Annotated in this window: 22 protein-coding genes; 7 read left to right on the forward strand and 15 right to left on the reverse strand. The window is 58.9% G+C overall.

The window, feature by feature from the left end:
- Positions 1-69: 69 nt before the first annotated feature.
- Entirely contained in the window at positions 70-1,200 is a 1,131-nt protein-coding gene (locus ACU0FH_RS11545; protein WP_446194750.1) for an FAD-dependent monooxygenase, read from the forward strand.
- 57 nt (positions 1,201-1,257) lie between these two features.
- Here ACU0FH_RS11545 and ACU0FH_RS11550 read toward each other — a convergent pair whose 3' ends face one another.
- Genes ACU0FH_RS11550 through dctP form a run of 5 tightly spaced genes read right to left on the reverse strand, consistent with a single transcriptional unit; the run spans position 1,258 to position 5,315 of the window.
- Positions 1,258-1,638 carry a RidA family protein gene (locus ACU0FH_RS11550; RefSeq protein ID WP_446194751.1) on the reverse strand — a complete coding sequence of 127 codons (381 nt, stop codon included), beginning with the start codon at positions 1,636-1,638 and terminating at the stop codon, positions 1,258-1,260.
- Positions 1,635-2,501, reverse strand: a complete 867-nt coding sequence (locus tag ACU0FH_RS11555; RefSeq protein ID WP_446194753.1) for an alpha/beta hydrolase — start codon at positions 2,499-2,501, stop codon at positions 1,635-1,637. The genes ACU0FH_RS11550 and ACU0FH_RS11555 overlap by 4 nt, the downstream gene beginning before the upstream one ends.
- 9 nt (positions 2,502-2,510) lie before the next feature.
- Positions 2,511-3,800, reverse strand: coding sequence for a TRAP transporter large permease (locus tag ACU0FH_RS11560; RefSeq protein WP_446194755.1), 1,290 nt, complete (start codon positions 3,798-3,800; stop codon positions 2,511-2,513).
- A complete protein-coding gene (locus ACU0FH_RS11565; protein ID WP_446194756.1) occupies positions 3,797-4,315 on the reverse strand; it encodes a TRAP transporter small permease in 519 nt (172 codons plus the stop codon). The genes ACU0FH_RS11560 and ACU0FH_RS11565 overlap by 4 nt, the downstream gene beginning before the upstream one ends.
- 10 nt (positions 4,316-4,325) lie before the next feature.
- A complete protein-coding gene (gene dctP, locus ACU0FH_RS11570) occupies positions 4,326-5,315 on the reverse strand; it encodes a TRAP transporter substrate-binding protein DctP (protein WP_446194757.1) in 990 nt (329 codons plus the stop codon).
- 178 nt (positions 5,316-5,493) lie between these two features.
- Here dctP and ACU0FH_RS11575 point away from each other — a divergent pair, with 178 nt between their 5' ends.
- A complete protein-coding gene (locus ACU0FH_RS11575; protein ID WP_446194758.1) occupies positions 5,494-6,216 on the forward strand; it encodes a GntR family transcriptional regulator in 723 nt (240 codons plus the stop codon).
- Positions 6,217-6,257: 41 nt separating this feature from the next.
- Here ACU0FH_RS11575 and ACU0FH_RS11580 read toward each other — a convergent pair whose 3' ends face one another.
- From ACU0FH_RS11580 to ACU0FH_RS11605, 6 genes are read right to left on the reverse strand one after another with little or no spacing between them, the layout of a single operon-like run.
- Positions 6,258-7,466, reverse strand: coding sequence for a four-carbon acid sugar kinase family protein (locus tag ACU0FH_RS11580; RefSeq protein ID WP_446194760.1), 1,209 nt, complete (start codon positions 7,464-7,466; stop codon positions 6,258-6,260).
- Positions 7,466-8,731, reverse strand: a complete 1,266-nt coding sequence (locus tag ACU0FH_RS11585; protein ID WP_446194761.1) for a ribulose-bisphosphate carboxylase large subunit family protein — start codon at positions 8,729-8,731, stop codon at positions 7,466-7,468. Before ACU0FH_RS11585 ends, ACU0FH_RS11580 begins: the two co-directional genes overlap by 1 nt.
- Positions 8,731-9,270 carry a VOC family protein gene (locus ACU0FH_RS11590; RefSeq protein WP_446194762.1) on the reverse strand — a complete coding sequence of 180 codons (540 nt, stop codon included), beginning with the start codon at positions 9,268-9,270 and terminating at the stop codon, positions 8,731-8,733. Before ACU0FH_RS11590 ends, ACU0FH_RS11585 begins: the two co-directional genes overlap by 1 nt.
- Before the next feature lie 7 nt (positions 9,271-9,277).
- A complete protein-coding gene (locus tag ACU0FH_RS11595; RefSeq protein ID WP_446194764.1) occupies positions 9,278-10,555 on the reverse strand; it encodes a TRAP transporter large permease in 1,278 nt (425 codons plus the stop codon).
- Complete coding sequence (locus ACU0FH_RS11600) at positions 10,552-11,085, reverse strand: TRAP transporter small permease (RefSeq protein ID WP_446194766.1); 534 nt, start codon at positions 11,083-11,085, stop codon at positions 10,552-10,554. The genes ACU0FH_RS11595 and ACU0FH_RS11600 overlap by 4 nt, the downstream gene beginning before the upstream one ends.
- Positions 11,085-12,101 (reverse strand): TRAP transporter substrate-binding protein, encoded by a 1,017-nt coding sequence (locus ACU0FH_RS11605; RefSeq protein ID WP_446194767.1) that lies wholly within the window; start codon positions 12,099-12,101, stop codon positions 11,085-11,087. The genes ACU0FH_RS11600 and ACU0FH_RS11605 overlap by 1 nt, the downstream gene beginning before the upstream one ends.
- Before the next feature lie 165 nt (positions 12,102-12,266).
- On the opposite strand from ACU0FH_RS11605, the gene ACU0FH_RS11610 reads away from it, so the two are divergent.
- Positions 12,267-13,295: a LacI family DNA-binding transcriptional regulator gene (locus tag ACU0FH_RS11610; protein WP_446194769.1), complete on the forward strand. Its 1,029-nt coding sequence runs from the start codon at positions 12,267-12,269 to the stop codon at positions 13,293-13,295.
- A 27-nt stretch (positions 13,296-13,322) separates the two neighbouring features.
- Here ACU0FH_RS11610 and ACU0FH_RS11615 read toward each other — a convergent pair whose 3' ends face one another.
- Complete coding sequence (locus ACU0FH_RS11615; RefSeq protein ID WP_446194771.1) at positions 13,323-13,874, reverse strand: NYN domain-containing protein; 552 nt, start codon at positions 13,872-13,874, stop codon at positions 13,323-13,325.
- 407 nt (positions 13,875-14,281) lie between these two features.
- On the opposite strand from ACU0FH_RS11615, the gene ACU0FH_RS11620 reads away from it, so the two are divergent.
- Positions 14,282-14,488, forward strand: coding sequence for a hypothetical protein (locus ACU0FH_RS11620; protein ID WP_446194773.1), 207 nt, complete (start codon positions 14,282-14,284; stop codon positions 14,486-14,488).
- Between the two features lie 681 nt (positions 14,489-15,169).
- On the opposite strand, the gene ACU0FH_RS11625 is transcribed toward ACU0FH_RS11620, so the two are convergent.
- Genes ACU0FH_RS11625 through ACU0FH_RS11635 form a run of 3 tightly spaced genes read right to left on the reverse strand, consistent with a single transcriptional unit; the run spans position 15,170 to position 16,834 of the window.
- Positions 15,170-16,477, reverse strand: a complete 1,308-nt coding sequence (locus ACU0FH_RS11625; RefSeq protein ID WP_446194775.1) for a DUF6538 domain-containing protein — start codon at positions 16,475-16,477, stop codon at positions 15,170-15,172.
- A gap of 37 nt (positions 16,478-16,514) precedes the next feature.
- Positions 16,515-16,694 carry a hypothetical protein gene (locus tag ACU0FH_RS11630; RefSeq protein ID WP_446194777.1) on the reverse strand — a complete coding sequence of 60 codons (180 nt, stop codon included), beginning with the start codon at positions 16,692-16,694 and terminating at the stop codon, positions 16,515-16,517.
- A gap of 2 nt (positions 16,695-16,696) precedes the next feature.
- Complete coding sequence (locus tag ACU0FH_RS11635) at positions 16,697-16,834, reverse strand: hypothetical protein (protein WP_446194778.1); 138 nt, start codon at positions 16,832-16,834, stop codon at positions 16,697-16,699.
- A 174-nt stretch (positions 16,835-17,008) separates the two neighbouring features.
- Here ACU0FH_RS11635 and ACU0FH_RS11640 point away from each other — a divergent pair, with 174 nt between their 5' ends.
- The 3 genes from ACU0FH_RS11640 to ACU0FH_RS11650 all read left to right on the forward strand — a co-directional run bounded on the left by ACU0FH_RS11640 (position 17,009) and on the right by ACU0FH_RS11650 (position 18,614).
- The gene (locus tag ACU0FH_RS11640; protein WP_446194779.1) at positions 17,009-17,350 is read left to right on the forward strand and encodes a hypothetical protein; all 342 of its coding nucleotides are present in this window, start codon (positions 17,009-17,011) and stop codon (positions 17,348-17,350) included.
- A gap of 54 nt (positions 17,351-17,404) precedes the next feature.
- Positions 17,405-17,857 carry a TIR domain-containing protein gene (locus tag ACU0FH_RS11645; RefSeq protein ID WP_446194780.1) on the forward strand — a complete coding sequence of 151 codons (453 nt, stop codon included), beginning with the start codon at positions 17,405-17,407 and terminating at the stop codon, positions 17,855-17,857.
- Positions 17,858-18,104: 247 nt separating this feature from the next.
- Complete coding sequence (locus ACU0FH_RS11650) at positions 18,105-18,614, forward strand: hypothetical protein (RefSeq protein WP_446194781.1); 510 nt, start codon at positions 18,105-18,107, stop codon at positions 18,612-18,614.
- Positions 18,615-19,008: the final 394 nt, after the last annotated feature.

Consider the following 19,008-nt stretch of genomic DNA (forward strand, 5'->3'; position numbering starts at 1 on the left):
CGCAAAAACTGAACCCGCCCAAATCAATAGGGGCGGGTTCAAGACGACCGGCAGCGGAAAGGTCCAAAAATGTCTGAATTGAAAATCGCCGTCTGCGGGGGCGGTATCGGTGGCCTGTGCGCCGCCATCGCGCTGGGGAAATCCGGCCATAATGTCGAAGTCTTTGAAAAGGCGAAAAACTTTGGCCGGATCGGCGCCGATATCAATCTTACGCCAAATGCCGTCTTTGCGCTCGACGGTCTTGGTGTCGGCGAGGTGTTGCGCGAAACCGCTGCAAGGCCCACTTTTCGGATCAGCCGGGATGGCGTGACCGGAGAGGAAACCTCGCGGCTTCCCCTCTCGGACGCCGCAGAACAGAAATACGGCGCACCGCAGCTTGCCATTCACCGCGCCGATCTGCTGAATGCGCTGCTTGCCCGCATCCCTGCCGAGAAGATCCATTTCGGCCAGGCGGCCCAATCCATCGAACTGCTGGACGCCGGCGCAAAGCTGACATTTGCCGATGGCACTACCCGCGACTTTGATCTGGTTGTCGGTGCCGACGGTATCCACTCTGTCGTGCGAACCGCCCTTTGGGGCGAGGACGACCCGACCTTTACCGGGCTCGTTTCCTATCGGTCGGTCTTTCCCAAGGAAATGGCCAAGGATCTTGCCGATCTCGACGCTTTCACCAAGTGGTGGGGGCAAACGCCGCAAAAGCAGATCGTCACCTTCCCCCTGACGCGTGGCGAGGAGATCTTTGTTTTCGCCACGACGCCGCAGGAAGGCTGGACTGAAGAGGGCTGGACTCTCGCCGGTGACCCCGACGAGTTGCGCGCGCAATACGACGATTTCCACGAGGACGCCCAGCGGCTTCTGTCGCACTGCAAGGAAGTCACACGCTCGGCCCTTCACGTACGCGAACCCATGCAGACATGGTCGCAGGGGCACGCCACCATTCTTGGCGACGCGGCACATCCGATGGTGCCGTTCATGGCCCAGGGAGCCTGCATGGCGATCGAGGACGCAGTTGTATTGGGGCGCAGCCTGAAAGGTGCCGAAACCTCTGACGTCCCAGCGGCGCTTGCTGTCTTCGAGGCGGCACGCAAGCCACGGACAGCCCGGATTCAGGAAAATTCTCTGGCAAATGAATTCATGAAGGGTCAGGGGAACGCCGACTGGGTCTATGGCTACGACGCCTGGAATGTCGAACTGGCCTGAACGGTTAAACGGCAGCCTCCCTTGGCTGCTGGTTATGCATCCCACGTCACGAAAACCTCAATCCGAACCGACCCGCGCGATTCCTGTGACCTCGATCTTCATGCCCGGCGCGACAAGTCCGGCGACGATGATCGTGGCGCGGTTGGGGTAGGGCGCGCGGAAATACTGGCGATAGACCTCGTCGACCGGGCCGACATCGGCAGGATCGGTCAGGAAAATCTGCAATTGCAGATAGTCATCCATCGTACCGCCTGCCGCTTCGACCGTAGTGCGAAAATGCTGAAAGGTCAGATGCGCCTGCGCCTCGGTCGTGTCCTGCAAAATCCCACCTTCGGGCGTGACGGGACCGTGTGTTGTAAACAGCATGTCGCCTGATCCGATGGCCCAGGAAAACGGCTGCCCCGGTCGCGGCAGTCCCATGTCGATTTCGCGTTTCATGCCGTCCCTTTCCGCATTTCATCCAGAATGTCATACCAACCGTGCGACGGATCGCGCAGCATGAGATGGGTGCCGAAATGGTCCTCGTCCCAAGTCCTGAACCAGCAATCCGGCTTGCCCTCTAGAACGATACGCGCGGTTTCGTTGCTGCGGCGAACCCGTTCGGTATCCTTTTCGCCCCACGTGAGCGCCAGCGGGACAGAAAGGGTGTCCAGCCAGTTCAGCGGCGAGGCCGCACGGTCATCATCGGCGTGAGCCAGCACGTCGAGGTAAACCCGCTCCTCCAGGCTCCCGGGGGGAGGCGCGGGATGATGTAGGTCCAGAATGCCGCTGATCGGCAGGCATCCACGAACTGAGGTTTCACCGATGCCAGTCCGTTTCCACAGATCAGGCCGCAGGGCAATCAACGCCGCGATATGCCCCCCGGCAGAATGCCCGGAGAGAAACAGGCGGCGGGGATTGCATCCGTAATCCGAGACCCGCGCGCCAATTGCGCCCACCGCCTGCATCGCATCCTCAAAAAACAAAGGGAATCGTGCCTCCGGTGCCAGCCGATAGGTCGGCGCCGCCAGCGCCACGCCGCGCGCAGCCAGCGCCGGCGCCATGAACCCGCACCACTCCCTATAGCCATTGGTCCAGCCGCCCCCGTGGAAAAAGATGACCACGTCAGCACCGCCCTCGACCGGAACCGTCGGCGTGAACAGGTCGAACCGTTGCCAGTCACCCGGTCCAAAGGCGATGTCCCGGTGTTCGTCCACTCCAGGCCAGCCGCCGCGCGAGGCGTCGAGAGCCGCCTTGGCGTAATCCTCGGCAGCAGCAACCGGCAGCGGTGGCTGCGGGGCGAGATCGAATTTTTCTATCATGACAGTTCCTCAGAACCCGAAAACGCCGGGCAGCCATAGCACGGTGCCGGGAACATAGGTGACAAGTAGCAGCACGAGGATCAGGATGCCGATGAAGGGCCAGATCTCGGAAATCACCTGCCGCAAAGGGACTTCTCCCAGTTTTGAGAGGGTGAATAGCAACATTCCAAAGGGCGGCGTGATCAGCCCGATCATAATGTTAATCGTCACCAGCACCCCGAAATGAACCGGGTCGATGTCCAGCGCCACGACCGTCGGCAGCAGCATCGGCACAAAGACAAGGATCAGCGTGCCCGTGTCGATCAGGCAGCCAAGAGCCAGAAAGACAAGGTTGATCATCAGCAGGAATTCGAGCCGGGAAAAGCCTGCGCCCTGAACATAGTCGGCCAGAAGCCGGTCGAGCCGCTCGGACGTGATGGCATAGTTCATGATGAACGCCCCGGCGATCAGCAGCATCACCGAGGAAGAGGTGCGCATGGATTCGACGATAGCGCCCCATAGGCTTGCGAATGTGATGGCGCGATAGACCAGCACCCCGATCGCGAGCGAATAGAGAGCGGCCACCGCAGCGGCCTCGGTCGGAGTGAAAACCCCGGTCCAGATACCGCCCAGCAACACGACAGGGATCGACAGCGGGATGATCGCGCGCGCCAGAACCGGGCCAAGCTCGCCTTTGGGCAGCTTCTCGCCCCGTGGCAGGTCGCTTCGCTTGGCAATGATCGCAAGCCCGCCCATCAGGGCGAACCCCATGATCAGCCCCGGAACAATCCCGCCCAAGAAAAGGGCACCGACCGAAGCGCCAGAATTCAGCGCATAAAGGATCATCGGAACCGAAGGCGGTATGATCGGCGCGATCACCGCCGCTGCTGCGGCCAGCGCGGTGGCAAAACCGGGCCGGAACCCGCCAATGTCGCGCATCATTTTCAACGCAATCAGGTTCGGCCCGGCCGCGTCGGCCAGCGCACTCCCTGACATTGAGGAAAAAAGCAGCGACGTCGTCACAGTAACATGCCCCAGACCGCCGGGCAGGCTTCCGACCAACGCATTGGCGGCACGGAACAGCCGGTCGGCGATAGAGCTGATCGTCATGATGTTGGCGGCAAAGATGAACATCGGCACGGCCAGCAGCACATAGCTGCCGTAGAGCGAATTCATCACCTGATCGGTCACGATGCCGGGGTCCTGACCGGCGACCGCAAGGTACAGGAAACCGGAAACCAGCATAGCCACGGCAATCGGAACGCGGCAAAGCGAAAGTCCCGCGAAAGCGGCCAGCAAAACGGCAAGTTCAAGGCTCATCGGGTGGCCTCGCGCGGTGCGAGAACGATCATGCCCTGCCGCCCGGCTTCGACCAGCAGCTTCAGTGCAAACGCGCCCTGCATGATGCCAAAGCAGAGGTACAGCCAGTTCAGCGGCAGACGCATCACGGTCGTTCTCTCTCTCCAGAGAAAATTGATGTAATCGATGGTGTAGGGCAGGGCGATCAGCAAAACGGCACCCGCAATCAGGGCACCCAACCCGGCCAGTACGGCCCCCGCCCGCCGGGGCAGAAGGGACGTCAGCAGATCGAACGATATATGCGCATCAAGCCGCATGGCGAGCGACGCGCCCAGCGTGACGACCCAGAGGTAGACGACGATGGCAAGCTCTTCGCTGCTGGTCGATGGGTCGCTCAGCACGTAGCGGCAGAACACCGTCCAGATAAAAGCACCTGTCACGACGGCGAAACCCGCCGCCGCAAGGGCCGAAGCGATACGTTCAATCCATGCGCCGGCCAGACCCAGCCGGCGCAGGACAGGAGATGTTTCCTTCATCTCAATCGGCTCAGTTGCCCATGATCTGGGACATCAGATCCTGATCCCATTCCTTGGCCAGATCCGATTCCGAATAGACGGCATCAGCTTTTTCACGGAACGGTGTCAGGTCGATTTCGTCGACGCGAAGCCCTTCGTCTGCCAATATCTTGGCGACCTTCTGTTCATCCGCAAAGCGCGCTTCGTTGTTTTCGGCGGCTGCTTCCACGGCTGCAGCCTTGACTGCCTCCTGTTGTTCTTTGCTCATCTCGTCCCACACAGGTTTCGCCAAAGCGTAGAACACGGGCTGCACAAGGTGGCTTGTCATGATCACTTGGGCTGTCACTTCGTCGAATTTGGCGGCCTTGAGGATCGTCAGCGGGTTTTCCTGCCCGTCAACGGTGCCGGTCTGCAAGGCGACATAGGTTTCCGACATGGCCAGCGGCGTGGGCGAAACACCAAGGCTCTCACCCAGTAACAGCCACTCGGGCGAAGCGGGCATACGCATCTGGACGCCTTCAAGATCGTCGGGCCCGGTTACTTCGATTACTTCGCGCAGGTTCAACTGGCGTGAGCCAAGGTAAGCTGTCGAGAGGATCTTGATCCCCATGTCGCTGGCAACCGCATCATGAAGCGTTTCGCCGATGGGGCCTTGCATGACCTCCATCATCTGGTCGTAATCGTCGAACAGGAACGCGCGGTTCAGAAAGCCCATCGAAGGCACCTGCGCGGCAATTTCAAAGGTCGACATGGTGCTCATCTCGATATTTCCACGCTGAAGCGCCGGCACTTCGGCGCCTTGGCGCACGAGCGAGGAGCCGGGATAGACTTCGACGGTGACGCCAACATCCGCCGCCGCGACCTTTTCGGCAAAGCTCTCCATCGATTTGGCAAGGAAATCGGCAGCGGGACCGGCGGTCGAGAAACGCAGGGTGACGTCGTCGGCATAGGCCGTAGTGGCGATCAGCATTGCGGTGCCGATACCGGCCAGCCGCGAAAGCAGGAATTTGGGGCGTGTCATGAAAAACTCCTTGTTAGATGCATGCCCGCCGGACGCGCCTGAACAGCGTTCTTCGAACCGGCTTGTGACGTGATGCTAGAGGCGATTTTAGGACGGGGTCAACACATTTTCCAACATTTTTGGATTTTGGAAAATAAGTGGATCTTCGAACGTTGACTTCATAGGCGCACTGCGGCTTATGTCAGATATGAACAGTTCCGCCTCCACTCCGGCGCAGACGATTCCGCCAAGAACCGTTGCCGAAGCGACCTATGTCGCCTTGAAAGAAGATATCCTGTCCGGGGCGGTTTTGCCGGGACGATCCCTGCTGACGCGCGAGCTGATCGAAAGCTATGGATGCGGAATCAGCCCGATCCGCGAAGCCCTTGCCAAGCTGGTGGCCGAGGGTCTGCTCGAGGCGGCAAGCCATAAGGGCGTGCGCGTGCCGCTCCCGACAGTCGAAGACCTGAACGACATTTATCGCATCCGCATCGCGCTTGAACGTGAGGCGCTGGTGCTGGCCATGCAGCACGGCGATGATCACTGGGAAGGGCAGATCCTCTCAGCAGCGCACCGGCTTGCAAATGCACCCTTGCCGGAGGATCCGCATGATGCGGCAGCCCTGCGCGATTGGGAAATCCGGCATCGTGCTTTCCACAACAGTCTCATCTCGGCGGCCCCCGCGCCCCGGCTGAAACGGCTGATTGCCCAGATGGTGGACCAGACCGAACGCTACCGGGCGCTGCGCCTGGCCCATTTCGGGCCCAAGGACATCAGCAGTTTCATTCGCGAACATGACCTGCTTCGGGATGCCATCATCGCGCGTGATCCCCGCGCGCCTGATCTGCTCGCCGCACATTTCGAAAGCAGTCGGGATTTCGTGCAGAAATACCTCGAGACCAGCCAGGTCGAATCCGTCTGACGACTTTAGAAAAGCGGTTCCTTTCCCGCCCGTCCTGTCGGCTAAGCCTGAGCGGTCCCAAGGAACTGACTGAAAAGGTTCGGCGTACCCATTTGGCCGCCTTTCAGGATCAGCCGAATGGCATTGATTTCGGGTGAGGAATGCTGCGCGCAATTCAAACCGATCCCCGGTTGGAAATCCGAAAGATAATCGATGGCCGAAAAGTCCAGCAAATCGCAGATGCGGCTCGATGTATCGCCACCCGCGATACCCAGCCATCCCACCGGCGCAAGCGCTATGATGCGCGCGGTCAGTTTTGCAAGGGCAAGCGCAAGCGCATCGGGCGACATGCCATAATCAAGCTGTGGGTCGATATGGACAAGGGTTGGAACATTAGCCTTCAACAGTTCCGCAGCCTTTTCAGCAATCTGCGGCGCATTCTCCATGTCTTCGGGCAAAATCCGAATCTTGGTAAATCCCTCGGCCTTGGCGACCTGAGCACTGGTCACCGAGGATCGGCTGCCTGCGACGACCAGAACCCGTGAATTGGGCGGGGCACCGGGTGGAAGAGTGTTGGCCGAGCCGGTCGGGCCATGGGTTAGTATCTGCGCGACGGAACTTGCCCCCACCAACAGGCGATGCCCGCGCAACCCGGCAAAAGTTTCCGAAATTCGAGAGATGTCGCCATTGTCGTAAACGTCAAACAGGGCGCGCAGGGGGAGTTCGGCGGGCCTATCCCCTCGCACCAGTGTCAGGTCTTCAAGTCCCTGTTCTGATAACAACAGACGCAGGTCGGCTTCACTCATCGGGGTAACAGGGTGCTGCGCCATGACCGGATGCCGGTCGATGCGGTACACGTTTCCGTCGCTGGCCTTGGCAAACAGCGTGCCGAATACGCAATACCGGCCAAGGTTCGGTTGGCCGCCAATCACGGCAAGATGCTCGGGCGCAAAACGGAGCGCAAGAGCATTGGTAACGGCACCGATGGACCCGATCTGGGGCGAGGAGTCGAAGGTTGAGCAGATTTTGAAATGCAGGGTTTCAGGATCAAGCGCCGCGATAGCAGGCCAGATTTCCTCGATGACAGTCTGTGCCGCCTCGGGCGTCAGCGCCCGCAAGGCAGTGGCGATGCCGATGGCGTCGAAACCTTCGCACTCCGAGGGCTGTGGCGGGCGCAGGAACAGCCGCGTGCGCCAGCCCGCGCTCGCATAGGTGGCGAGCGTATCCGACGCGCCGGTGAAATCGTCACCGATGAATACGGCGCGCACCATCACCGGCTGCCGAAAAAGTCGAGCGCTGCCGCAAGCGCCGGACGGGTGGCCGAAGCAGCCTCCAGCGTTTCGCCGGCGGTCAGCGCCTCGTAAGCCTCGCGCAGCGATGCTATTCCGGCCTCGGGTCCCTGCGGATGGGCCAGAATGCCACCGCCGCACATGAACATCAGGTCAGGCCCCTGCGCAGCTTCCAGAGTACGCGGTAGCGTACTCGCCCATTGGCCCGAGGAAAACGCGGGCATGACGCGGTCATCCGGCCCGTTCTCGGACAGCGGCGCAAGACAGGCGCGCGCAGCCTCGGTGACTTCTTCCGCGCTGTCGACGAACTTGCCGCCGATACCGTGGACGTGCATGTGGTCGATCCCGGCCAGACGATAAAGCGCATGATAGGCCTGAAACTCCATGCCAAGACGGGGATGACGGCTCATCGCGCCGAAACCGTTGCGGTGGGCGTGAATGGCCAGCGGCGTATGGGCGCGCAGCGTTTCCATTCCCGACAAGCCGCACCAGTTGAGGCTTGCCATCACGCAGGACCCGCCCTCAGTCGCGACTAGATCGGCATGGCGGCGCATGGCATCGGTCTCATCGGTGATGTTGAAGGCCATCATGACTTGGCGCCCGGTCTTTTCCTGCCATTTGCGGATCACGGACATAACGGCGGGCACCCGCTCGGCTATCGGGGCGATATCCGGATTGGCGCAGACTTCGTCATCCTTGATGAAATCCACGCCCGCCGCGCAAAGTTGATCGACCAGCGCGGCAATCTCCGCAGGTCGCATGCCGACATTCGGCTTGATGATCGTGCCGAAAACGGGCCGCCCCATAACCCCCATCGTTTTGCGCGAGCCTTCGATACCTTGGGTCGGCAGGGCATAGCGGCGGCGATACTCTGCGGGAATGTCCAGCGAGATCAGTTTCAGCCCGGTCACCTCGCCGAGATCGTAAAGATTGCCGGAAACGGTCGAGGCGAGCGTCGCAAGGTTCTTGCCGATGTTGCCGGTCGGATAAGCGATCCGAACCCGAGCCAGATGATACGGCCCGCCGATCTGCTTGCGTTCCAGATAGGCCGAGGCCAGCGTCGGTTCGTCACTTTCGCCTAGGGACTCAACCGAAAGCACCTCTGCCGAAGATCGGGCGCGCAATTCGTCGGTCTCGCCCGCGACACGGACGAAGGTTCCGCTGGATTGTTCGCCCGCCATGGTTGCGGCGACCTCGTCGGGCGGAAATGGGGTTTCCAGCAGGTATTCGGCGGTGACGCGTGACATCAGAGCGCGCTCAGGTCAGGAAAGGGGCGCACAGGGTCGGAGCCGTCCCAGCCTTCCGAGGCGTCGCGGATCATGTCGAACATCTTGCCTTTTGGGCCCATGACCTCGGACAGTTCGATCACGGTGCCGGGGTGATGCTCTTCGGCGAAATAGGCAAACCGCCCGTTCACACCGACGCAACCCGACATTTTCAGCGTAAAGTCCCGATCCAGCATCATCGCCAGATCCTCGTCGTATTTCGTGGTCCAAAAAGCGACATGCTGAAGCCCGCGCAGCCCCTTTTTCTTGAAATCGCGATACATGGAGGGCACGTCATTGCGCGTCTGGATCAGCTCGACCTGCATCGGGCCGGAATTGGCCAGCGCAACAGAGTTATGCGGCTGGTAGCTTTTCCCGTCGTAAAGATAATCTTCGATCGGCACTTGTGGATTGTAGAACCACGGGCCAACCCCCATGACGTCGGACCAGTGTTTCATACCGGCTTCGATGTCGTCCACGACATAGCCGAGTTGGCGGATAGGGCCGAGAAAAGTGCTCATGAGAGGCTCACTTCATTAAGAGGTTGGGCAGCCAGGTCGAAATCGCCGGAACGGCGGAGACAACCAGCAGCGACAGGAACAGCGGAATAAAGAAGGGCATCACTCCGGCAATCACGCGGGTGATTGGCATCTTGGTGATGATCGACACCATATAAAGGCTCATGCCCACCGGCGGCGTCAGCAACCCGATCATCAGGTTCAGCACGAAAACGATACCAAGCTGCAGCGGATCGACACCGGCCGCCGTCAGGGCAGGGGCGATGATCGGCGCGATGATCAGGATGGCGGCAATGCTTTCAAGCACCATACCGACGACCAGCAGCAGGATATTGACCAGCAACAGCAGAACCAGCGGGTTGTCCGAGAGCGACAGCAGGAACCCGGTCGCCTTCATCGGTACCTGATCCAGCGTCAGCACCCATGCGAACAAAGCAGCGGCCGACACGATAAACAGGATGTTGGCGGTCGCCTCGACGGTTTCACGCAGCGCGCTCAGCGTCGCGCGGAAGGACAGGCTGCGATAGATGAAGATGCCAATCACCAGCGCATAAGCGACAGTCATCCCCGCCACTTCGGTCGGGCCGAACCAGCCCGACATCAGCCCGCCGATCAGTAGCACAGGGGCCAGCAAGGCCGGAAAGGAGATGACGAATTTCTTCGCCACGTCGCTTGCCTGCGGTCGGATGTCATCACGCGGCAGGTTCGAGACGCGGGCGATGATCGCGACCTGGATCATTAAAAGCGCGGTGATCACCAGCGCCGGTACGATACCCGCCAAAAGCAGCTGAACGGTCGAGACATTGGCAACCGAGGCATAGATGATGATCGGGATCGAGGGCGGAAAGATCGGCCCGATGGTGGCGGCGGCGATCGTCAGGCCGGATGCGAACTCTTTGCGATACCCCTGCGCGGTCATCTGGTTGATCTGCACCGCGCCAAGCGCACCGATATCTGCAAGTGCGGCGCCTGAAATCCCGGAAAAGATCAGGGAAACAAAAATGCTGACCTGCGCGACGGCGCCGCGGATGCGGCCAAAGATCATCCGTACAAGGTCGAAAAGATGCGTAGTGACGCCGATGGCGTTCAGCAGGCTGGCGGCAAGAATGAACAGCGGCACGGCCAGCAGAGGAGAGCTGTCGAGCGCATTCAGGCTGCGCTGGGCAAGAACCGAAACCGGCAGCCCCTGCGTCACGATTACGACCGCCGAAGACAAGCCAAGACAAACGGCAATCGGCACACCGCAGACCAGCAGCGCGACAAAGATAAGAAGGAGAAGGGCAGTCATTCGATGGGTCCGATCTGGTCGGCGGCGTCGGGGAACCCATGCGAGGGCGCGCGGCCCCGCAGGACATTCGCAACCCGGTAGACCGAGACAAGGCACAGAAAGGCCGAGCCGAGCAGGGCGAGCGAATAGTAGAAATAGTTGGGCAGCTGCAGGGCAGGGGTCATGAACTTGCCCGCGCGGGGCAGGAACTCGGCAAAGCCCCAGAGAAGAAGGATGCAGAAGCCCAGAGTGGCAAGGTCTGACACCAGCGTGAGACCCTTGCGCCCGCGCGCGCCCAGCATGTCGGGCAGGATCGAGACTGATACCAGGGCTTGGCGCCCGGCCAGCGCCGGGATGCCGATAAAGACAAGCCCGATGGAGCAGAACCGCGCCAGCTCATCGGCCCATGGCAGGCCAAGGTCAGCCAAATTGCGCGCGCCGACCTGCAGCACCACCAGCCCGGCCATGAGCGCAAGCAGCGCCATGCCCAGCCAGATACCGACAAGGGAAAGCCGCGCGAGCACCGCGCGACCTTTGCTTTCAGATGTCATCAGGAAATAGCCGCGATCTTTTCGTAGAGATCGCCGTACTTGTCGCCAAAGCGTTCCTGAACCAGCTTGTCCACGCCTTCGCGGAAGGCCGCGAGGTCCAGCCCGTCCTCTTCGCCGATCACGGTCATGCCCGCATCTCGCAGCGCCTGAGTTTCGGCCTCTTCATTGTCAAGAATGGCCTTGGTCGCCTTTTCGCGGGTCTCGTTTGCGGCCTGTTCGACGGCAGCTTTCTGTTCGTCGCTCATGCCCTGCCACACGTCTTCGTTCATCACGACGACTTCGGCGTTGGACATATGCCCGGTCAGCATCAGGTGCGACTGGACCTCGAAAAGTTTGACCTTGAGCACCACGTTCACCGGGTTCTCCTGACCCTGCACGACGCCGGTGGCAAGGGCGGTCGGCACTTCGGACCAGTCGACCGGAACCGCGACAGCGCCCATGCCTTCGACAGCGGTGGTGTAGATCGGGAAGGGCACCGCGCGAATTTTCACACCGGCGAGATCCTCGGGCGACATCACCGCCTTGTTGCAGGTCAGGTTGCGGCGGCCAAAGTAATGCGCATAGATCACCCGCACGTTGGCGGCGGCGATCAGGCCTTCGTTCAGCTCCTGCATGACCGGCGAATTCACATCCGTCACCGCCATCAGGTGATCGATGTCGCGGTACAGATAGGGCGTGTCGAGCGCGGCGAAGGGTTCGTAAAGCGAGCCGAGCGCCCCTGCCGTATTATGCGAAAAGGCGATGGTGCCCAGCGAAACGGCTTCGGCCAGTTCCTGCAATTTGCCCAACTGGCTGGCGGGGTAGACATCGACCTTGATGTCACCGTTCGACGATGCGCCAAGCGCTTCGGCGAACCAGTCGGCCTGAGCGCCCGCGACGGAAGCGGGCTCGTTATTGTGGCCATAGCGCAGAACGGTTTGCGCACGGGCGCGCAACGGTAGCGCGGCGCTGACGGCCGCGGCGCCGCCAAGGGCCAGAACCGAACGGCGGCCCAGACGGGTCAAGGTGTTGGTCATATGAATTCCTCCCTCAGAATTCTGATGTGTTTTGATGGCTATCTACCATCCCCTCCCGGCGTTTTTAATCTAGATCACAATAAAACACCGTATTTCTTGACCAAATTAGGTTTCCGCTGCATCCTGTGTCAAAGAAAAACATATGAGGTTTTTTGAGGTGTATTGATGTGTAGTGAAAAAACTTCCCTTTCCGGTCGGGTGCAGATGGTGGACGTGGCGGCGCGGGCCGGTGTCTCGCTCGCGACCGTGGATCGTGTGATTAACCGCCGCAAAGGGGTCAAGGAACGCACCCGGCAGCAGGTGCTAGATGCGGCGGTTGCCTTGGGGTTTCTCGGCTCGGCGGATCTGCGCGCGCTGACCACAAACCAGCAGCCCAAGATCGTTTTTCTGCTTCCGGCCGGCACCAATCCATACCTCCGCGATCTCGGTGAGCACCTGCGCGAAAGGGTGGCGGCGCAGGAAGAAAGCAGCCCCCGCATCCGCTGTTTCTTTATCGAAGGCTTCAACGCCGCCGCGCTGGCCGAGGCGGTCCGGCGCAATGCGGCCTGGGCGGATGGAATCGCCTTTTTCGCCATCGACCATCCCGAAGTGCGCGAGGCCGTGGCCGAGGTCGCCCTTAAAGGCGTCAAGCTTGTGACCATCGTTTCCGACCTCGGCCATGCCGATTGTGACGCTTACGTTGGGCACGAAAACCGCTCGGTCGGACGCACGGCGGGCCTGCTGATCGGTCGTTTCGTGAACGGGCGGGAAGGCACCGTCGCACTGGTTGCCGGGTCGCGCCACTATCGAGCGCATAGTGAAAGAGAGGCCGGGTTTCTTTCGATCCAAGAGGAACTCTTTCCGCATCTCCGCCTCGTCGGCATGCGCGAAGGGCATGACGACAGCGGTCAGAATTATCGCCATACTATCGCACTGCTTGATCAAAACCCCGACCTCCTGGGCATCTACAACGTGGGCGGTTCATCCGGCGGGATCGCCTGGGCGCTGACCGAAAGGGCGCGGCAGGACATTGTCTTTATCGGTCACGGATTGACGCGCGACACGCGCAACGCTTTGGTCGAGGGTGCAATGGACGCGGTGTTCAACACCGACCCCGGCACCCTGATCGACCGGGCGATTGACGCGATCCAAAAACCCGATCGTCCCGTTGCGCCGATGAAACTGGAGATCATCTTTCGCGAAAACTTGCCGTGAGACGAAACGGATCCTTTTCGCCGTCTCTTAGAGGTCCAGCTTGAGACGACCCGACGCGTATCGTCCAGTGATAAGGTAACCGGGATCTTTGATCTCCGGGTGCTGGTCGGACCAGTCCCGAAACTGGTCATTTGTCAGGATTCTCGCGCCATGGTCGCGGGCCGCGGCAAGGATCGTGGGGTCGGCCGGTGTCCCCTTGGGCACCACCATCACACGCTCTTTGGGCAGGCCCAGCAGTTTGGCGAAAGCCCGGTGGTGCAGGTACTTGTCAAAAAGCAGGTACCCGGCATTTGCATCGAACACCACGCCGGGGGTAAAACCCGAGGCTTCGAGCTGGGCGACGGCCTCCTTTACCGTCTCCAGTCGCGGTTTCCCGTCGCGCCAGTGCATGACGTTCGATCCGTCCACGACGACCCATTGCCTGCGCCTATTCCTGAGCATCCCGTTTCGGATCAACAGGATGCTCGCGGCAATGAAACAGGGAGCCGACAGCAGGAGGAATTCGGCCCAGCCCGGGATCATCATGGTCGCAAGCAGTGCAGCGGCAGAGGCCAGAAAGAGGATCAGGCTGGACGTCATACACAGGCTGCCTTCTGTATATTCATTCCGGGTCACCGTGGCCGGGGCGTGGATCTAAGCCACTTTGGATGAAAAAAGAAAAACCCGCGTGGATTGAAGGGCCTTTAACGGTTTTCAGGATTGTCGCCAAAGGCTGCACCCGGTCTCGAGGCTTGTGGCCGCAGAATGGCTGCGCCGTTTTTGCAAAAGGCAGGACACCTCTGGTGAGGTTCGGGGGGCTTTGCGGGCCAATTGCTGTGCTTGACCAGCCTCACCGGACTCTGCGCAAACATTGATCCAGCAGAAATCTTCAAACGTACATTTGATGAGAGAGATTTAGCGTTTCCCTAAGTGTGTAACTAACTAATTGTAATAAAAATAGTTTATCGGATCGCGCGTGTTGATGGGGAACGCAAGCGGGAGGGAATATGAATAGGGAAAAGAAGAAAGAACAACCGCTATCCCCGGAGGAACGGTTGATCGAATACGCAAGGGCGGAGGTCGATAGCCTGGGCGATCATCCGGCGCTGACCGAAGTGGCCGGGTTGCTATATGCGGCCCAAATGCTTTTGGAGCAATGGAACGAAGCCGGCAGACCCGGAGAATTCGAGAAAGTCAAATGTTTGGAACGGTAGCCTGACGGAAGTCCGTCCGTCTTACAGCGTGAGTCCTTACCGAATCCTTCAAAAGCCGTGCTTCCATCAGCGCTTTGCTCGCGGCTTAAGCCTTAGGATCGCTAAAAAGGGACGCTCAGGCAAAACCGGTGCCCGGATCCGCATGTTCCATTCTCAGGGAGAGTACTGGCTGGGGTGGTAGGAAGCCTTGCCCTCCGATGACTGGTATCGGCTTTTCTCAGCGAGTGGACGATCTGGGGCGGTTACTGGGGCAAAACGAGACCCAAGGACGAGTGAGGCCGTCTGTGGGGATTGGAGATGCTGAAACATCTGTTAACAAGCAATTTTCCATGCAAAGTTTGGCTTATTCATTTCAACTAGGGAAGTCAGAGAATGGTACTACGAAGAGTTCGCAAAGAAGAGGGTGATGAGGAGACGGTATTCACCGAGCATCGGTATGGAGGTCGCTTTCCCTATCGAGCTGAGATCTCTTTTGCGACTATCGATGAAATCCGACAATTGCACAAACTAGGTAGGGTCATAGGAGTCCGTATGTCCAATGAACCTGAAGAAGCTAAGCAACCGCAGCGAAACATTGTGGGGGTTAATGAGATCGAAGGCCTGTGAAGTTGACCGCAAAAGAATAGCAAAGTGCACACTCCCCGGCGAGCCCACTGAGAGCCCGCCGAGGATGGCCGCCCACTAGGCCGCCGGAAGTCGTATCTGGTCCACTATGGCCCGCTTCTGCTCGTCGGAGATGCCTGCGGAATATATCCCGTAGGTGATCCCGTTCTCTGACCGAGCGGACCGATGCCCCACCAGAGACGCGGTAAAGTGCTCCGGGACGCCCGTCCTCTCACACTGGGTAACGAACCACTTTCTGGTGGAGTGGAAGACCAGCCCCGGACGCTCTAGGTCCAGTTGCTTTCTCAGCACAGCGAACCCCTTGGTGATCCGGTCAACCGATAACTCCGGGAACAAAGGGCCATCGCCGGGAAGCGACCGGAACAGGTCCTCCAGCACGGGATGAAGCGGCACCAGCCGTTCCGCAGCTTCGGTCTTCAGCAGTCGCAGGTCATTCGGTCGGACATGAACGAAGCAACCGAGGTTCCCCTTGGCGACCAGATCCTCTCTGAGCAGCCCAGCAGCCTCTCCGGCCCGCATGCCCGTCAACAAGCAGGTCAGCAGTACTCCGTTCAACTCTGGATCCTGAGCCCCCAGCAACCGAACCACCTCGTCATCTGTCGGGACGGCATAGGGACGTGGCTTGATCTTCTGATCGAACAGGACAGACTTGAAGGGGTTGGCCTCCAGATGCCCCTCGTAGACACACCAGTCGAGCCAGTGATTGACCTGAGACCAGATACGGCGTTGGGTGCGCACCGTGATCTTTACCGGACTGCGGCTGCTGTAGACGATCAGTTGATCCAGCCCCATCCCTCTCGTTCTTTCTGACTTCCCGATGAGCGGAGACAGCTGGCTTATCGCTGTCAGGAACTCCCGGCCTTCGGTTCTGGACAGGCTGCAAAGCGAACGGTCCCGGTAGCGGCTGACGAACAGGCCCACAGAGTACCGGACGGACTTGAACCCGCCCGGACGCAACTCGTCGCTTCTTCGGTTCAGGTAGACCCGACTGGCGTCGCTGATCAGGACTTTCTGGCGAGACACCAAACGGTTGAACCTGGGACGTTCCAGAACAGCTCCGGAGGCCTCCAGAGTGGTCCGTAGGTGATCGAGGACGGATTCCGTGTCCTCTGCCCATGCAGGAGAGTTGTGCGCGCTCTCCGTGCCGCTGAGAGCTTCTTCCGCCTTTGACCGAACTCCCGCCACCAGTGTCTCATAGCGAGCATTGATCTCCGCTGCCCGAACCCGAGCAGTGGCTGTATCACCAGTCTTGAGCGACTGCTTGAGGGCCTGCTGACCGAGAACGACGGACACGTCCTTGGGGTAGTTGCGGCGGTAAAGCCACATACGCCCTTTCAGATAGGCATAGCGAATTTGAGCAGACATGATGCCTCCTCCTTTCTTGTTTGTTGTTGGGATTGGGTTACTCGCTCTCGATCCGGAGGATCTGGTCGAGCTCTGGTTCGCCGTATTCGCCAGCGAAGGGTCCGGTGAGTGCGTGTCCGCCCACACAGTCGTCATAGACAGTATCGACCCGGAACAGGTGTTCGGGGACGTCATCAAAGGCCGCGATGACCACGACGCTTCCAGCTCTGAGTTCCATGGTCATTGAAGCCATGAAAGCAGAACGATGATGATCAGATAGAAGAAGACGTAGTCGCCAGCGGTGAACCGGGGCTTGCCCCTTTTTGGCTTGTCCGGTGTGAAGAGCCAGCGGAGCGCCTTAAGCACTTGAGACAGCATGATAAACCTCCGTAGTTGCTATCAAATTAGATACGGAGGGTTCCTCGGTTTTGGTGGAACTGCAGGGTTTGCTTGCGTTGACTTATCATCGCGTCTGCCGGAGTGTCCGGTGAAGTCGGATTATCGAACGATAGTTGAGAAGTTTAGTACCTATAGCAGAGAGAAACGCTGGATATGATAAGGGCCGAAATTCCCGTTGAGCAGATGCAGAAAGCAGTCGTTCGCTTGAAGAAGCGCGTAGATCAAGTCGAAAACTTTCAACCTGAAGCTATCAGCTCTGAGTCAGAAGCATCGGCGCTATCGTCCCAACTGTCTGCCACCATTGAAGATGCTTTAATTCGGACTTTTGGTTCGGATACAATAGAATATCAAAGGTATGCGCGTGCCTCAGATTTCAGTCTACCGATCAGCTTTTACGATGAGCCCACTCTGCGGGAGATCATAGAGCGTCTGATGCAAAGCAAAAAAGAGTCAGCTGTGCTGCTTAAGGCCGCTGTATCTTCACTCGAAGAGTAGATTGAAGAAGCTGGAATTCCCTCGGACCTGAGCATACCCCCCCGTCGGCCGACCGTGACAGATACACGCAAGATATTTGTGGTGCATGGTCACGACATTGCAGTTAGGGAAGCGGTCTGCCGATTTTTGGAGAGATGTGGTTTTGAACCCGTAGTTCTTCACGAGCAAGCAAATCAAGGTAAAACAATAATTGAAAAGTTTGAAACACATGCTGACGTTAGTTTCGCTGTAGTGCTCCTGACGCCGGATGATGAAATGGAAGCCAACGGTGTCAAGTTCGCCAAGCGAGCGCGGCAGAACGTCATCCTCGAACTAGGTTATTTTACGGGCCGACTTGGGAGAGACCGAGTATGTGCTTTGAAGGTCGGGCAATTGGAACTTCCTTCTGACATTCTTGGATTGGTCTGGACTGAATTTGACCCAAGCGGCGGATGGAAACAGGCGCTCGCCAAAGAGCTCCAAGCGGCTGGTCTAGAAGTAGACTGGAACAAAGTCATGAATAGCTGAATTTACTCGACTCGCGAGCGCCCCGTCTCACCGGATCCAGCTAGTTCACTCCCCTAAACACCCACCCAAACTGACCTTACGGACGAGCGCCGCCATGTGGCGACTAGCGAAATGCTCTTTAATCACACCGGTTTTGATCACCTTGTGGAAGCTGACTTCAGGTACGATTGATCTTCAAAGACAGACTACACGCGACATGGGAGCATGGCTTCACCGGCGCTTCGCTCGACACACCAAAGGAAACTCGATGAGATACTTACTTCACATCACGGTTCTTACCGTGGCATTGGCAACTTCGGCGCGTGCCGCTGATGACCTTGAACAAATCTCGCATGGCGATTTGGTTAACGCGTGTGTGGAAGCACTTGAACTTGGCCAAAGCGTTGATGCTTATGCGAAGGAACTGATCTCGCGGAGCCGGTTTAACTTAGGTCCAGAGAATGCGGAGAGAGGTAGGCGATGCCTCAAAGGCGCATTCGGATTCACGTATACCTTTGAAGGCGGTAGATTCATATCAAGAGAGAAAGATGCAGACCTAGCGCGTCAAATTGAAGAGGCTGAGCGCAGGGCCGAGAAAAAAACAGCGGAGCAAGAAAGGCTTGCGCTTTTGGAGCGAATTGAACAGGAAAAGAGGGAGCGGCGATACTGGCTCGCCACCATTGAAGTTTGCAGAGACATGTACCACAAGGATCGTTTCGTCGCTTTGACCAACACGACATGCGCTTCAATCTTTAAGAGCCAAGGTTTGCCAGAGTAACCGGCCTGACTTTCACGTGGCTAATCTAAGCGAAAACCATCCGTAGCTAGCGCAGGTGAGCGGTCCTGCCTTTTACTACCCCACACAGCCCCAAGCCACAGCTTCACTCGTCCTTCGGTCTCGTTTTGCCCCAGTAACCGCCCCAGACCGTCCACCGACCGAGAAAAGCCGATAACAATCATCGGAGGGCAAGGCTTCCTACCACCCCAGCCAGTACTCTCCCTGAGAATGGAACATGCGGATCCGGGCACCAGTTGTGCCGGAATGCCCCCGTTTAGTGCCCCAGTGGTTTTGGTGCAGTTGCTGGTCGGAGGGGGATGTGCTGGAGTGACCTCCCCCAGCGAGGGAGAGATCGTTGCTCAGTTATGGCCTAGTATAGAAGGGCATAGGGATA

Source organism: Heliomarina sp. (assembly GCF_052826185.1).